Origin of the sequence: Actinomadura harenae (genome assembly GCF_003696215.1) — a bacterium.
GTDB classification, from domain to species: domain Bacteria; phylum Actinomycetota; class Actinomycetes; order Streptosporangiales; family Streptosporangiaceae; genus Spirillospora; species Spirillospora harenae.
This window is the reverse complement of record NZ_RFFG01000156.1, coordinates 1-14,741: the sequence shown is the minus strand read 5'-3', so window position 1 is coordinate 14,741 and position 14,741 is coordinate 1. Positions and strand designations below refer to the sequence as shown.

Sequence of the window (14,741 nt, the reverse complement as noted above, 5' to 3'; positions counted from 1 at the left end):
CAACGCCCGCACGAACACCTCAGGCTTCCGCGCCACACCCACCTCCCAGAACCGACTGGGACAAGGCTGACGCGCCACCCCACCGAGATCAATTACCCCAGCAAGGTTCAGTCACGAGCCACTAGAACCTGGTGACCAGGGCGATCCTGTCGTGGTCGACGAGGAACCCGTCGGAGACGAAGGTGACCTCGCCGCCGTAGTCCAGCTGCGACTCGATCAGGTTGTCCACGACGTCGTCGATGACCCCCTCGCCCTCGACGCGGCCGGGGCTGGTGTCGTCCAGCGGGTCGATCACGCCGTCCGCGCCGCGCAGGCCGGGCAGGTGGAAGCCGCGCTCGACGACCAGGTGCTCGCCGCGTCCCTCCTTCACCAGCGGCAGCACCTCCTTGATGCCGGCCGCGTACCGCTTCAGGCCGCGCGCGGCCTCCAGCTCGGTGAGGACGCCGACCTCGCGCAGGTCCTCGTAGGCGTGCAGGACGGGCCGGGCCAGGTCCATCAGGACCGGGGCGGCCGCCTCCTCGTAGGCGCCGTCGATCCGCCCGGCGACGGTGAGCTTGCCGCCCGCCTCCTCGTCGAACCACGCCTGGGCGCGGACGACGCCCGCGATGATGACCGGACGGCGGTCCCGCGCGTTGATCTTCTCCAGCGCCTCCACGGTGCGCCGGACGAACAGCTGGTGCGGGGCGTTGGCGTCGCGGATGCTCGGCGGCGCCGACCGGCCGACGACCGCCTCGTCCAGGCTCTCCGGCGCCATCGGGAAGCCCTCGCGCTCGACCTGCGTGAGCGTCTCGCCCCGTCCGTCCCACAGCCGGGTCCGGTTGTCCGACAGGACGAGCAGCCAGTAGCGGGTGCGGCGGGTGTAGGCGGCGACCAGGTCGCGGGTCGCGAACGTGGTGTCCAGCACGACGCGTTCCTCGACCGGCTGGTCGACGGTGAAGGTGTGGACCTCGCCGCCCGGGGCGGCGAACAGGACCAGTCCCTCCTCCGCGTCGGCGGGGTCGAGGTCCTCGACGGCCCGCTCCAGCCCGTGGAAGAGCGCGTCGGCCTCCTGGGACGGGACCTCCGGGTCGTCCCGGAGCCGCCGTCGCACCTCGGCGAGGAGGTTCCGGAGCCGGATGGGGTCCTGCCGGTTATCCGGCGCGCGGCGGTTGGTCGGCATGAGGACCGACACCGCCGGGTAGGAGCGTGGTCTGCGCAGTTCGGACAGTGTGGCAGCGTCCATGATCCCCCGATCGACGTGTTTGCCTGTCTGCCTCATTTCTAACGAACCGCAGGTAAACGATGCATAAGGGCCACTTCATGATCCCGTCGTGTCAAGCGCGGGACAGCCTCCGATCAACCCCCGATCAACTCTCGGTACCGGCGGGACGGCATGGGGTCACGGCCCTTCCGCGCGGGGGACAACCCCTCCGGGAGGTCGGTTCGGATGCAGATCAACGGCAAGGGGTCCACCCGGTCCGGACGGGTGGGGACGCTGGCGGCGGCCGTCCTGCTGCTCGGCTCGTGCGGCCTGCTCGGCGCGTGCGGTGGCGGCGGCAACGACATCGGCAGCGGTGGCGGGGCGAAGGAGAACGGGCGGGGCGGGAACGAGGCGTCGAGCCCGCCCTCGACCGTGTCGGCGGGGAACGCCGCGTCCCAGGTCGAGACGCAGTACGAGAAGGTCGTCCAGACCGTCCTGCCGTCGGTGGTGCAGATCACCACGGACTCGGGCGAGGGTTCGGGGGTCGTGTACGACACCGTCGGCGACATCGTGACGAACGCGCACGTCGTGGCGGGCGCGCGGAAGATCCAGGTGTCGGCGGCGTCCGGCGGGAAGCCCCTGGACGCCAAGCTCGTCGGCCAGTTCGCGCCGGACGACCTCGCCGTGGTGAAGGTGGGCGGGGGGACGCTGCGCCCGGCGAAGTTCGGCGACTCGGGCAAGTTGAAGATCGGCCAGATGGTGCTCGCGATGGGCAACCCGCTCGGCCTGTCCGGCAGCGTGACCGAGGGCATCGTGTCGCAGCTCAACCGCGAGGTGTCCACCAAGCGCGAGGGCGCGTTCCCGGGCGCGACCATCGGGGACGCCATCCAGACCAGCGCCGCGATCAACCCGGGCAACTCCGGCGGCGCGCTGGTCACGCTGACCGGCGAGGTGATCGGGATCCCGACCGCCGCCGCGTCCGACCCGCAGGTGGGCGGCTCGGCCGTCGGCATCGGGTTCGCCACGCCGAGCGGCACCGTCCAGCGGATCGCGCCGCAGCTCATCAAGGACGGCAAGGTCACCAACTCGGGACGGGCCGCGCTCGGCGTGGTGGTCCGCACGATCATCGACCCGACCAGCCTGCAGCAGACCGCCGTCGGGGTGGTCAGCGTGACCGGGGGCTCGGGCGCCGACAAGGCCGGGATCGTCCCCGGCGACCTGATCATGGCGGTGAACGGCACCGCGACGCCCAACCAGACCGCGCTCGCCGAGGTGCTCGCCATGCTCAAGCCCGGCGACAAGGTCAAGGTCGATCTCCAGACCGCCGACGGCACCAAGAAGTCGGTGGAGGTCACGCTCGGCGAGCTCCCCGGCTCCTGAGCGCCGGTCCGGAGGGACGAGCGGGCCGGAGGGACGAGTCGTCCGGAGGGGCGGGCGTGGGACGGGCGGGGCCGGTCAGGCGCCCGGGGAGATGAAGCCCGTCTCGTAGGCGAAGATGACGGCCTGCGTGCGGTCGCGGGCCTGGAGCTTCGCCAGGACGTTCCCGACGTGCGTCTTGACGGTCTGCGGGCTCACGAACAGCTCGGAGGCGATCTCCGCGTTGGAGTGGCCGCGCGCCACCAGGCGCAGGACGTCGGCCTCGCGGTCGGTGAGCCGCCCGTGCCAGTCCGCGCCTCCGCCGGGGCCGCCGCCGCCCGGCGCGTGCTCGGCGGCCAGTGTGCGGATCGCCGACGGGAACAGCAGGCTCTCGCCGTGCATCACGGTCCGGATCGCCTGGAGGATCTCCTCCGGGCGCGTCCGCTTGAGCAGGAACCCGGCCGCGCCGGCCTTCAGCGCGTCGTAGACGTACTCGTCGTTCTCGAACGTCGTCACGACGATGATCTTGGGAGGGACACCGCCCGCCGCGAGCAGCGCGCGGGTGGCCTGGATGCCGTCCAGGCGGGGCATCCGGACGTCCATCAGGACCACGTCCGGGGCGGTCCGGGCGACCGCGTCCTGGACCTCCGCGCCGTCGGCCGCCTCCCCCACCACGCTCAGGTCGGGTTCGGCGTTGATGATCGCGGCCAGCCCGGCGCGGATCAGCCGCTCGTCGTCCACCAGCAGCACCTTGATCGTCACGCACCGGACATTAGCGGCAATGACACCTCCATGCGCCATTCGCCCCCGTCCGGGCCCGCCGCCATGTCGCCGCGCAGCACCGTCACCCGCTCGCGGATGCCGCCGAGGCCGCGTCCGCCGCCGTCCCGGGTCCGGCTCGGCGTCCCGCCCAGCGGGTTGGCCAGCACGACGTGCAGCCGCTGCTCCGCGACGGTGATGCGCAGGGTCACCGGGACCTTCCCCGCGTGCCGCAGCGCGTTCGTCAGCCCCTCCTGGACGATCCGGTACGCCTCCCGCGACACCGCCGCCGGGACGCCGCCGACCGCGTCGTCCACGCTGTGGTCCAGCTCGACGCCCGCGAGCTTGGTCTGCTCGACGAGCCGTCCGAGGTCGGCGAGGGTCGGCTGCGGCGTCGTCCGGGCCTTGTCCTCGCGGAGCAGCCCGAGGACGTGGTCGAGGTCGGTCAGGGCGGCCCGGGCGCTCTCCTCGATCGCCGTGAGCGCCTCGCGGGCGAAGGCCGGGTCCCGGTCCAGGACGCGGGACGCGGCGGCCGCCTGGAGCGTCACGACGCTCAGCGCGTGCCCGACCGAGTCGTGGAGCTCGCGGGCCAGCCGGTTCCGCTCGGCGAGCTTGGCCGCCTTCTCCTCCAGCTCCACGACGCGCTCCTCGGAGGTGGGGCCGAGGAAGAGGGGCGCGAACGCGGCGAGAACCCGTCCGGCGATCACGATCAGCCCGAGCAGCGCGACCAGGCACGCCAGCCCGGCGGGCGGCGCGAGCCACTGGTAGGGGCTGCCCTTCCACGCGTGCAGCACGCCGCGCTCGTCCTCGAGCATCGACCAGCCGAGGAACGGGAAGAGCATCAGCACGGCGGCGAACGGCGGCACCGCCAGGCTGGCCGCGCCGACCACCACCCCGACGTGCAGGTGCAGGCTGAACCACAGGCCGGTGCTGACGCGGGCCCGCAGCGACCGGGCGACCGGGACGTTCATCCCGGCGAGCGGCCCGCCGAGCAGCTCCTTGACCGCCGTCCCCTCCATCTGCCGCACCCCGGCGACCAGGCCGGTCACGACCGCCGCCGGGATCGGCAGGAGCAGCACCGCCACCCCGCCCCACATCCCCTTCAGCGGGGACAGGCCCACGAGGACCATCAGCAGGAACCAGTACGGCATCAGGAGCGCCGCGCCCATCACCAGATAGGCCCAGCGCCGCCAGGTCCTCCGGTCGGAGACCTCGCGCAGGAGTATGACCACCCGACGATCCTTACAGACCCGGCGACCTGCGCGCCTCCCCCGCCCGGGGGGCTACCCGGGCCGCCCGGGCTACTCGGCCTGCTCCTCCTCGCGCTTGGCGAGACGGGCGAGGCGCTCGTTGTAGGCGGCGAGCTCGTCGCCCGCCGCGGACCGCTCGCCGCGCGCGGCGGCGCGGTCGGCCTGGCGGTCCTCCCGGCGGGCCCGGCGCTGGTCGTCGAAGAACCACTGGAACGCCAGGAAGATCAGCACGATGAACGTCGGGATCTCCCCGAAGCCCCACGCGATCGCGCCGCCGGTGTGCTGGTCCTGGAGGATCGGGGTGCCCCAGTCCGGGTGGACGGCGGTGTACCAGGCGCGCGCGAGCGGCGCCCCGAGGTTCATCAGGGCGATGCCGAAGAACGCGTGGAACGGCATCGTGACGAACAGCAGGATCAGCCGTCCGGGGTAGGGCAGCTTGTGCGGGGCCGGGTCGATGCCGATCAGCACCCAGTAGAACAGCGACCCGGACACCAGGAAGTGCACCATCATCGCGATGTGCCCGAGGTGGTTGCGCATCGCGGACTCGAACAGCGGCGTGAAGTACAACGTGAACGTGGACGCCACGAAGATCACGGTCGCGATGCCGGGGTGCGCGACGAACGACACGTACCGCGAGTGCAGCAGCGCCGTCAGCCACTCGCGCGGCCCCCGGTCGCCGCGCACCTTCGCGGGCTTCAGGGCCCGCAGCGCCAGCGTCACGGGCGCGCCCACGACCAGGAAGATCGGGGTCAGCATGGACAGCACCATGTGCTGCACCATGTGCACGCTGAACAGGATCGGCGCGTACGTGGCGACACCGGTCTCGGTGACCGCGACGATCGTCAGCAGGCCGACGAACCAGGCGGCCGTCCGGCCCATCGGCCAGGAGTCGCCGCGCCGCCGCAGCCGGAGGACGCCCGCGACGTACACGAAGCCGAGGACGAGCACCAGGGCGGCGAAGAAGAAGTCGAACTGCCACAGCGTGGCGAGCCGGGCCGGGTTCACCTTCGGCGGGAGGTCGTAGCCGATCAGCGACTTGACCGTGCTCTCGACCTCGGCGGGCGCGGGCGGGGCGGTGCGCGCGAGCGCGACGGCCAGGCCCATGGTGGCGGCCATCACTGCGGCCTCGACGGACGCGAACCTCGCGAACGCGCGCGTCTCGCGCGCCTCGATCCGGGGCAGCGTCCGCTCGCGGTGCCACCAGCCGAACCAGCCGAGGAGGGCGAACGCGATGATCTTGCCGAGGGCGAGCCGCCCGTAGTCGGTGTCGACGAGCTGGGCCGGGTCGGGCAGCCGGGCGATCACGTTGACCAGCCCGGACGCGCCGACGATCACGTAGCACCAGAGCGCCATCCGGCTGAACCGGGCGGCCATGACGCCGAGCCGGTCGCGTCCGGCGAGGGCGTGCGCGGCGAGGATCGCGAGCCCGCCGACCCACGGCGCGACGGCCCCGACGTGCAGCGCGACGCCGGTGACGGCGACCGAGTGGTTGGCGGCGGACGCCGAGTGCCCGGTCAGCGGCGCGGGCAGCAGCGCGATGATCGCCAGCGCGAGCAGCCCGAACGCGGCGGCGGGCGTGGTCGTCGTCCGGGACAGCAGCGCGACCACGACCGTGATCAGCACGACCATCATCAGGGCCGTGCCCTGCGGGAGCTGCCCGACGTAGGAGCTGAGCTCGCTGCCGGTGACGATGTCGCCGACCGGCTGCCCGAGGACGTCGGAGACGGTGAAGACCAGGTTCGCGGCCGCAGCGGCGGCCCAGAGGGCGGCCAGCCAGGACGCGCCGCGCAGGTAGCCGAGCGCGGGCGCCGACAGCGACGGCCTGCCGGACCCGCCCGCGCCCGTCACCGGCAGCAGCGCCGCGGCGGCGATCAGCGCGCCCACGGTCAGCGCGGCGGCCAGGTCCATGACCAGGCGGGAGAACGGCAGGCCCCACCGGGTCAGCGCGCCCGCGTCGCCCAGCCCGGGGATGATCTTCTCGGTGACGGCGCCGCCGAGGACCAGCGCCGCGACGAGCGCGGCGACGGCCGCGATCGTGGCGGCCAGGGCCACCCGGACGACCCGGAAGGTGCTCGCGTTCACGGTCTCCTACTCACCGGAGGAGGGGTTCTTGCGCTTGGCGCGCGAGACGATGAGGACGCCGATGCCGATGCCCAGCAGCGCGCCGACGCCGATCATGATCCAGCGGACCGCGCCGTTCGAGGACTCCTTCGCCTCGGCCTTGGGCGAGCTCTGCGCGCTCGCGCCCACGGCGGGCGTGCCCGGGGACGCGCCGTTCGGGGACGCGCCGTTCGGGGCGGCCGACGGGGAGCCCTGGGCCCCCGGAGCGCCCTGGGCGCCCTCGGCGGTGAAGGTCAGGTCGGAGTTCTCGATGCGGTGGCCGTCCGCGCCGACGACGGCGTAGGCGACGGTGTAGTCGCCGGACGGCAGGGGCCCGGTCAGCTTCTGCGTGACCTCGGTCCCGCTGCGCTGGGCGTCCCCGGACTGGAACTCCTTGCCCGCCTTGTCCTTGACCAGGACCTTCGCGAAGCCGATCCGGTCACTGAACACCAGTTTCACCTCGCTGACCGAGGCGGCGGTGGCGTTCTTGCCCGGGGTGCTGCCCACCAGGCGGGTGTGGGCCAGGGCCGGAGTGGTCAGCAGCGCGCCGAACGCCGTCGTCAGCACCGTGACCAGCGCGGCGACCAGGCCGAGCCGGCGCGGGATGGAGGTCTTCATGGCGGGCCGGAGTTCTCCAGAGTCGAAACGGACAGAGCCTCCACCACCCTACTGACGCCCGGCGATGGCCGCGCTCCGGGTCGCTCCCTCGGCGCCGTCCGGCCCGACCGGCCGACCGGGTGGACCGGGCGGTCAGAGCGCGCCGAGGACGTGGGTACGGCCGTGTTCGGCGAACTCGGCCCGGACGGCCCGGGCGGCCGCGGCGGAGAGGGGCTCGTAGGCCAGGTCCCGGCCCGGACGCCACCAGACACCCCCGTCCCCGCCTCCGTCCGCGCCTCCGTCGGCGCCTCCGTCCGCGTCCCAGAGGGCGCGGCGCAGGGGCCGCTTGTCGATCTTGCCGGTCGCGGTCAGCGGCATGGCCGGGACGACCCGGACGAACCTCGGGGCCCACTTGGTCCCCAGGTCGGACTGGGCGGCGAGGAAGGCGGCGAAGGCGTCCGGCTCGAAGGGGCGTCCGTCCGCCAGTTCGAGGGCGGCCATGACCTGGTCGCCCGTCCGGGGGTCGGGGACGGGGTAGACGGCGCACATGACGACCGGGTCCCAGCGGGCCAGGACGCGTTCGACGGGCGCGGCGGCGAAGTTCTCGCTGTCGACGCGGAGCCGGTCGGCGGTGCGCCCGGCGAAGTAGAGGTAGCCGTCCGCGTCGCGGTAGCCGAGGTCGCCGCTCCAGTAGAGGCCGCCCCGGACGCGCTCGGCGTCGGCCTCGGGGTTGTTGTAGTACCCCTCGAAGGACCCGGCGACGTTGAGGCCGACGAGCTCGCCGATGGCGTCGTCCGGGTTGGCCAGGGCGCCGTCGGGGGCGAACCGGGCGGGCGGGCACTCGGCGCCCGTCCCGGGGTCCAGGACGGCGACCTCGATGCCCGGCCGCGGCACGCCCAGGGCGTCCGGCGGGGTCCCGGGGACCTTGTGGATCGCGATCGCGCCCTCGCTGGACCCGTAGCCCTCGATGATCCGGCAGCCGAAGCGGCTTCCGAACCGGGCCATGTCCTGGGCGGACGCCTCCGTCCCGAACGCGGACGCCAGCGTGTTGTCGGCGTCGTCGGGGCGTTCGGGGGTGGCGAGGACGTAGGCGAGGGCGCGTCCGACGTAGTTGAAGTAGGTGACGCCGTACCGGCGGACGTCCGGCAGGAACCCGGACGCGGAGAACCGGCGGCGCAGCGCGACGGCCGCGCCCGCGTGGGCGGCCATCGCGAGGTTCGCCATGACCGCGTTGCCGTGGAACAGGGGCATCGCCGCGTAGGTCACCGAGTCGCGTCCGATCCCCATGTCGGACGCCTTGGACCCGATGCCCGCGAGCCGTCCCTGCCCGCAGGAGACGGCCTTCGGCGCGCCGGTCGAGCCGGACGTGAACAGCAGGAGCAGCCGGTCGGACGGGACCGGGGACGCTCCTGGGCCGGGCCCGCCCGGAACGTCGCGGGGCAGGGCGTCCCGGTACCCGGCGGAGTCGACGCGGTGGACGGGGACGCCGAGGTCCAGACCGGCCAGGAGCGGGGCGTGCGCGGCGTCGGTGAGGATCACGTCGCAGTCGGTGTGCCGGATGTCGCCCGCGAGCCCGGCGCCGCGCCTCGTCGGGTTGATCCCGACGAGGGTGCAGCCCGCGAGCGCGGCGGCGCCGATCCAGAACACGAACTCCGGGACGTTCTCCAGCAGCACGCCGATGTGCCGGACCCGGCCGTCCGGCGTGGCGCAGAGGTCCGGCGCCCAGGCCGCCCGGGCGCGGGCGGCGCGGACCACCTCGTCCCAGGTGTGCGTCTCGTCCTCGAAGTAGAGGCCCGGGCGGGGGTCCCCGGACCGCGCGAGCAGCGTCTCGGCGAACGTCGCGTGCGGCACGCCCCGAGCGTGCCACCAAGCGATCGCTTGGTCAATGCCGGACCGGGCGCCCCAGCGGTCAGCTCCCGCAGTCGCAGCACCCGCAGTCACAGTCGCAGCAGCCGCCTCCACTGCTGCAGTTGCCGCAGCAGCACCCGTATTCGGGGTCGCAGCAGTCACTGCACTCGCACTCCCGGCTGCACCAGCAGCGGTCGTCGCACGACCGGCCCTTCCACTCGCTCCATTCCGGCTGGTACACCCCGCAGGTCATGCAGACGAGGGTCCCGGTGAAGCACGGGATCGGCCAGGCCGCGCGCGGCGGCCTCCGCCGGGGCCCATGACCGCCGGACCCCGGCCCGCCCGGGAACCAGCCGCCCCCACCACCGCCCCCGCCGTACGGCGGCTGGCCGGGCGGTGGCGGGCCGTACCCCTGAGGCGGCGGCGGATACTGACCCGGGTACTGCGCCTGCGGATACTGCTGGCCCTGCGGCGGGTACGGCTGCCCTTGCGGCGGGTACGGCTGCTGCCCACCGGGCGGCGGTGGGAACTGCCCCTGCGGGAACTGGGCCTGCGGGAACCGGCCGTGCGCGTCCTCGATGCGCAGGTCCTGGACGTGCGTCCCCTGGACGTGCGCGTCCTGATCGTGCGTGCCCTGGGCGTGCGCGTGCTTGTCGTGCGCGTGCTTGTCGTGCGCGGACTTCGGGGCGTTGCAGGAGCGGGCGTGCTTGCGGCGTGCCTCCGGGTACGGGTCGAAGACGCGGTCCACCGTGCGGCGGATCTCGCGGTTCAGCAGGGCCCGGACGAGCTCCGGCTTCTCCATCTCGACGTCCGCGAGGGCCAGTCGCAGCCCACGCAGTGCGTCGTCGCAGACGCGGCGGGCCTCGGCCGGGGACGTCCCGGTCGCGAGCAGCGGGTTGAACGCGCCGGCGGCGGCGTCCTCCCCGATGTCCTCGACGGCGTCGATCAGGTGGGCGAGGCGCCCGAAGAAGCGGCCCGCCTCCGACAGCGCCTCGGCGTTGGCCTCACGGCCCGCGATGACGGCCGTGTGCGCGAAGACGGCGGCGGTCGCGGTCTCGGTCGGCTCGGTCAGCTCCAGCAGGCCGAGCCCGGCCGCGGCCTCCAGTTCGGGCTGGCGGGCGACGGCGTCGCGCAGCACGGACGGGTCGAACCCGACGGCCGCGCCGGTCCGCGCGCCCGCCTCGTCCCAGCGGTCGGCCATCCGGGACGCGGCGGCCGCGACCAGCCGCCGCGCGTAGGGTCCGTCACCGTCCGCCACGTGGTCGCGGGTCTTGCCCGCCGCGAGCAGCAGGGACGTGGCGGCGGCCAGCCGCGCGCCCTCCGCCTGGGCCCGGACGACCTGCGCGCCGCGCATCCCGCGCAGCGCGCAGGGGCCGGCGGAGCGGCGCGGCGACGTCTCCGGGGCCTGCGCCTCGACCAGCACCGAGACGATCAGCCCGTCGTAGTTGGTCACCATCCGCGCGGCCTGGCCGTGCTCGCGGCGCAGGGTCAGGCACAGCCCGCACAGGTGCGCCATCCAGTCCTCGAACAGCTTGCCCCGCAGCACATGGCGGCAGGGCCGCACCACACCGAACATCCTGAACCTCTCCCCCGACCTTGATCATTCGGCGCCATAGTGCAGGAAGCGAACATCCCAGATCAAGACCGGCGGAGCACCTTCCCGTCAGACTCCGGCGCAGGCCAGGGCGCGTCCGTAGGCCGCGATCCGGTCGCCGTCCGGGGAGCCGTTCTCGGCGAGCAGCTCGGCGAGGTCGAACCAGGTCTGCGCGGCCTGCCGGGACGACTCCATCCGCTCCAGGCAGGACGCCGCCCGGGTCAGCGACGCGGTCGCCCGCCCCCGGTCCCCCAGCCGGACGCACGCCTCGCCGAGGACGGTCAGCGCGACCGCCGTGGCCCGGCGCGGCGCGTCCCCGAGCAGGTCGAGGGCCTCCTCCGCGCGGCCGACGGCCTCCGCCGGACGGCCCATCGCGGTCTCCGCACGGGCCAGCTCGGTCAGGCACCACGCCACGTCCAGCTCCCCGGCGGCGCTGGTGTTGATCTCGTCGCGCACCCTCGTGAGCAGGTCGCGGGCGCGCCCGGCCTGCTCCGGACGGGCGCGCAGGAGCAGCCCCGCGTAGTTGACCCGCAGCCGGGCCAGGTTGCGCAGGTCGCCGTCCGGGGCGCCGTCGGTCTCGCCGAACTCACCGGCGATCTGCAGCGCGCGCTCGGCCAGCTCGACGCCCTCCTCGTACGCGCCGCGGATCTCGGCGACGAACGCGGCCTCCCAGTAGGCGGCGACCCGCGCGGCGGGGCCCGCGCCGCGGTCGGCGCGCTCGACCAGCTGCGCGGCGAGCTGGCGCGCGCGCACGAGATCGCCGCGCTCGATGAACGCCGCCAGCAGCGCCGCCCCCAGGTGGACGGCGGAGTCGGTGGTGTCGGCGCCGGTCGCGGCGAGCTGCCGCAGCGCGTCCTCGGCGACGCGGACGGCGCCGCTGATCTCGCCGCGCTCGCGCAGGCAGCGGCTCAGCGCGACGTGGACGCGGGTCCACTGGTCGGGGTCGTGCTCGGCGGACGCCTTGGCGCTCAGCGCGCGCAGCTCCGCGATGGCCTGCTCCAGGTCGCCGGACGCCTCCAGCGCCAGCGCGTGGCCCCACCGGGCCTGGTGCAGCATGTCGGGGAGCGCGACCGCGTCCGGGCTGGCGAGGACGTCGGCGAACCGGGCGCGGGCCTCGGCCGCCGCGCCGTTGCGCAGCGCGATCTCGGCGTAGTCGAGGGTGACCCGCAGCTCGTCCACCACGTCCTCGCCGACGCCGCTGACCAGGTAGGTCGGCGAGCAGCTCAGCTTGGTCGCGAGCAGGTCGACCACGCTCGGCGCGGGCACCCGCTTGTCGCTCTCGATCAGCGAGATGTAGCTGTCGGACAGCTCGGGGTACGCGAGCTGGGCCTGGCTCATGCCCTGCCGGATGCGCAGCGCCCGGATCCGCTGCCCCAGTGTCTCCCGATCCATGTTTCGAACCACCCGCCTGCCAGGTCCCCCGCGCCGTGCGCCGCACGCTGCGTTTGGGGAAGAAAACGTGTCGATCTTCCAGTCTGCCCGGATCACGCCCGGTCAGGGTCCGGATTCGGCGGATCCGGACCCTCTCGTTCCACCGCACGGCAGGCTATAGCGGACACACCCCTTCGCGCTGCCCCGGGCCGTCCGCGGACCTGGGGAATCCGGCCTCCGCCCGCCTCCGCGCGCCCCCTCGGCCCCACCCCCCGCCGCCTGCTGTACTAGCGACCATGAGCGTCTCCACCCACGTCCTCGACACCGGCAGCGGGACGCCCGCGGTCGGCGTGCCCGTCCGGCTCGACCACTACGACGCGGAGAACTGGCGGCTCGTCCGGGAGGGCGAGACCGACCCGGCGGGACGCTGGGACCTGTCCTCGCCCCTGCCCGGCGAGGAGGCCGCCGATGAGGCCGCCGAGGAGGACGGGGGCGGGGCGGCGGGCACACGAGTCGCGGCGGAGCCCCCGCTCCTGGTTCCGGGGACGTACCGGCTGCGGTTCGGCTCGGGCCGCTACTACGCCGCCCGGGACGCCGAGTCGTACTACCCGGAGATCACGGTGATCTTCCTGGTGACCGGGCTCGGGCAGCGGCACCACGTCCCCCTGGCGCTGGGTCCGTTCGGCTACAGCACCTACCGGGGCGCCTGACCAGGCGGAACCGCGTCCGCGACCGTATCGCGAAGGGGACGGTCAGGTAACCTGCCCGTAACACCATTCCGACTAATCTGTGCAGGCCACAGACGTCGCTCTGTGCGCGCTCGACCCTTTCAACCCATCCAGCCCGATCCCCGCACCGGAGCACGCCTGATGTCGCAAGCCACCCTCCAAGACACGCCGCCGCCGGGCCAGCGCGGCGTCCTGGACCGCATCTTCGACCTGACCGGACGACGGACCACGGTCGCGCGCGAGATGCGCGGCGGTGTCACCACGTTCTTCGCGATGGCCTACATCATCCTGCTCAACCCGATCATCCTGGGCGGGGCGAAGGACGTCACGGGCGCGCAGCTGTCGATCCCGCAGCTCACGACGATGACCGCGCTGTCGGCGACGATCGCGACGATCATCATGGGCCTGGTCGGGAACGCTCCGATGGCGGTCGCGTCCGGCCTCGGCATCAACGCGGTCGTCGCGTTCCAGGCCGCGCCGGTCATGACCTGGCCGCAGGCGATGGGCCTGGTGGTGATCGAGGGCGTCGTGATCGTGCTGCTCGCCGTCACCGGCATCCGGGAGCGGATCATGAACGCGATCCCGCTCGCGCTCAAGCACGCGATCGCGGTCGGCATCGGCGCGTTCATCGCGCTGGTCGGCCTCTACGACGCCAAGTTCATCAGCTCCAGCGCGATGAGCCCGCCGCTCTCGCTCGGCACCGGCGGCAAGCTCATGGGCTGGCCCGCGGTGGTGTTCGCGCTCGCGCTCATCCTCATGATCGTCCTCTACGTGCGGCGGGTCCCGGGCGCGATCCTCATCGGCATCGTGGTCTCCACCGTCGTCGCCGTGATCATCCAGTCGAACGCCAAGGTGCCCGCCGACGGCTGGGGCGTGGTCGTCCCGGACGTCCCGCACAAGCTGTTCGCGACCCCCGACTTCGGCCTGCTGTTCAACGTGGACGTGTTCGGCGGCTTCGGCCGGGCCGGGTTCATCACCGCGCTGGTCGTGCTGTTCACCCTGGTGCTGTCCGGGTTCTTCGACGCGATGGGCACCATCCTCGGCCTCTCCGACGAGGCGGGCCTGGTGAACGAGAAGGGCGAGGTCCCCGGCCTCGGCCGGATCCTCACCATGGACGGCCTGTCCGCCGCGCTCGGCGGCCTGACCAGCTCGTCCGCCAACACCGTGTTCGTCGAGTCGGCCGCCGGCATCGGCGAGGGCGCCCGCACGGGCCTGGCCAACATCGCCACCGGCGCGCTGTTCGCGATCACGCTGTTCCTGACGCCGCTCGCCGCGGTCGTCCCGGCGCAGGCCGCCGCGCCCGCCCTGGTCCTGGTCGGCGCGCTGATGATGACGCAGGTCGCGAAGGTCACGTGGGACGACCTGGACATCGCGATCCCGGCGTTCCTCACCATCGTGTTCATGCCGTTCACCTACTCCATCACCAACGGCATCGGCGCGGGCGTGGTCGCCTACACGCTCATCAAGCTGGCCCGCGGCAAGATCCGCGAGACCCACTGGCTGATCTGGGTGATCGCGCTGATCTTCCTCGTCTACTTCGGTCTGCACCCCGTGCAGGAAGTCCTGGGTGTCAAATAGTGGCGTCCTGACGTGCGCAGGGGGTAGGGACTAACCGAACGCTGACCCCCGGTGCGAGCGAGCGCCGACCCCCGGCGTGAAAGGCGTGGCTGCCCGTGTCCCTGCCCGAGCCCCCCGGTGCGCCTCCCCCGCGCGGTCATGTGCTGCTCGCGCCCGACCGGTTCCGGGGGGCGCTCGACGCGGTCGAGGTGGCCCGGCGGCTCGCCGCCGGGCTGCGCCTCGCCCGCCCGGACGTCCCGGTCGTGGAGCTGCCGATGTCCGGCGGCGGCGACGGGACGGCCGGGGCCGCGGTCGCCGCGGGGTTCCGCCGGGTCGAGGTGAAGGTCTGCGGCCCGGCGGGGCGTCCCGTCACCGCCGTCCTGGCGTTCGACGGCCGGTGC

Annotated in this window: 12 protein-coding genes; 4 read left to right on the top strand and 8 right to left on the bottom strand. The window is 73.6% G+C overall.

From position 1 onward, the window contains the following. Positions 1-121: 121 nt before the first annotated feature. Complete coding sequence (locus EBO15_RS40075; RefSeq protein WP_122199685.1) at positions 122-1,222, bottom strand: baeRF3 domain-containing protein; 1,101 nt, start codon at positions 1,220-1,222, stop codon at positions 122-124. Positions 1,223-1,426: 204 nt separating this feature from the next. On the opposite strand from EBO15_RS40075, the gene EBO15_RS40070 reads away from it, so the two are divergent. Beyond that, entirely contained in the window at positions 1,427-2,560 is a 1,134-nt protein-coding gene (locus EBO15_RS40070; protein WP_122199684.1) for a S1C family serine protease, read from the top strand. A gap of 75 nt (positions 2,561-2,635) precedes the next feature. Here the strand turns inward: EBO15_RS40070 and EBO15_RS40065 are convergent, their stop codons facing one another. The 7 genes from EBO15_RS40065 to EBO15_RS40030 all read right to left on the bottom strand — a co-directional run bounded on the left by EBO15_RS40065 (position 2,636) and on the right by EBO15_RS40030 (position 12,076). Beyond that, positions 2,636-3,298 (bottom strand): response regulator transcription factor, encoded by a 663-nt coding sequence (locus EBO15_RS40065; protein ID WP_122199683.1) that lies wholly within the window; start codon positions 3,296-3,298, stop codon positions 2,636-2,638. Then, positions 3,295-4,527, bottom strand: coding sequence for a sensor histidine kinase (locus EBO15_RS40060; protein ID WP_233616791.1), 1,233 nt, complete (start codon positions 4,525-4,527; stop codon positions 3,295-3,297). Before EBO15_RS40060 ends, EBO15_RS40065 begins: the two co-directional genes overlap by 4 nt. A 69-nt stretch (positions 4,528-4,596) precedes the next feature. Next, positions 4,597-6,627, bottom strand: coding sequence for a bifunctional copper resistance protein CopD/cytochrome c oxidase assembly protein (locus tag EBO15_RS40055; protein ID WP_122199682.1), 2,031 nt, complete (start codon positions 6,625-6,627; stop codon positions 4,597-4,599). 6 nt (positions 6,628-6,633) lie between these two features. Beyond that, the gene (locus tag EBO15_RS40050; protein ID WP_122199681.1) at positions 6,634-7,263 is read right to left on the bottom strand and encodes a copper resistance CopC family protein; all 630 of its coding nucleotides are present in this window, start codon (positions 7,261-7,263) and stop codon (positions 6,634-6,636) included. Positions 7,264-7,395: 132 nt separating this feature from the next. Next, entirely contained in the window at positions 7,396-9,093 is a 1,698-nt protein-coding gene (locus EBO15_RS40045; RefSeq protein WP_122199680.1) for an AMP-binding protein, read from the bottom strand. 58 nt (positions 9,094-9,151) lie between these two features. Further along, positions 9,152-10,666 carry a DUF5685 family protein gene (locus EBO15_RS45605; RefSeq protein WP_199745129.1) on the bottom strand — a complete coding sequence of 505 codons (1,515 nt, stop codon included), beginning with the start codon at positions 10,664-10,666 and terminating at the stop codon, positions 9,152-9,154. A gap of 87 nt (positions 10,667-10,753) precedes the next feature. Beyond that, positions 10,754-12,076: a helix-turn-helix domain-containing protein gene (locus tag EBO15_RS40030; RefSeq protein ID WP_122199679.1), complete on the bottom strand. Its 1,323-nt coding sequence runs from the start codon at positions 12,074-12,076 to the stop codon at positions 10,754-10,756. A 275-nt stretch (positions 12,077-12,351) separates the two neighbouring features. Here EBO15_RS40030 and uraH point away from each other — a divergent pair, with 275 nt between their 5' ends. The 3 genes from uraH to EBO15_RS40015 all read left to right on the top strand — a co-directional run. After that, positions 12,352-12,765 carry a hydroxyisourate hydrolase gene (gene uraH / locus EBO15_RS40025; RefSeq protein ID WP_122199678.1) on the top strand — a complete coding sequence of 138 codons (414 nt, stop codon included), beginning with the start codon at positions 12,352-12,354 and terminating at the stop codon, positions 12,763-12,765. 159 nt (positions 12,766-12,924) lie between these two features. Further along, positions 12,925-14,361 carry an NCS2 family permease gene (locus tag EBO15_RS40020; protein WP_122199677.1) on the top strand — a complete coding sequence of 479 codons (1,437 nt, stop codon included), beginning with the start codon at positions 12,925-12,927 and terminating at the stop codon, positions 14,359-14,361. Between the two features lie 95 nt (positions 14,362-14,456). Further along, positions 14,457-14,741, top strand: a 285-nt coding sequence (locus EBO15_RS40015; protein ID WP_233616790.1) for a glycerate kinase, incomplete at its 3' end; no start/stop codon positions are given.

Excerpts from the sequence above, each read along its gene's own strand:
- EBO15_RS40075 (WP_122199685.1), bottom strand. The coding sequence starts at position 1,222 with ATGGACGCTGCCACACTGTCCGAACTGCGCAGACCACGCTCCTACCCG.
- EBO15_RS40070 (WP_122199684.1), top strand. The coding sequence starts at position 1,427 with ATGCAGATCAACGGCAAGGGGTCCACCCGGTCCGGACGGGTGGGGACG.
- EBO15_RS40050 (WP_122199681.1), bottom strand. The coding sequence starts at position 7,263 with ATGAAGACCTCCATCCCGCGCCGGCTCGGCCTGGTCGCCGCGCTGGTC.
- EBO15_RS45605 (WP_199745129.1), bottom strand. The coding sequence starts at position 10,666 with ATGTTCGGTGTGGTGCGGCCCTGCCGCCATGTGCTGCGGGGCAAGCTG.
- EBO15_RS40030 (WP_122199679.1), bottom strand. The coding sequence starts at position 12,076 with ATGGATCGGGAGACACTGGGGCAGCGGATCCGGGCGCTGCGCATCCGG.
- uraH (WP_122199678.1), top strand. The coding sequence starts at position 12,352 with ATGAGCGTCTCCACCCACGTCCTCGACACCGGCAGCGGGACGCCCGCG.
- EBO15_RS40020 (WP_122199677.1), top strand. The coding sequence starts at position 12,925 with ATGTCGCAAGCCACCCTCCAAGACACGCCGCCGCCGGGCCAGCGCGGC.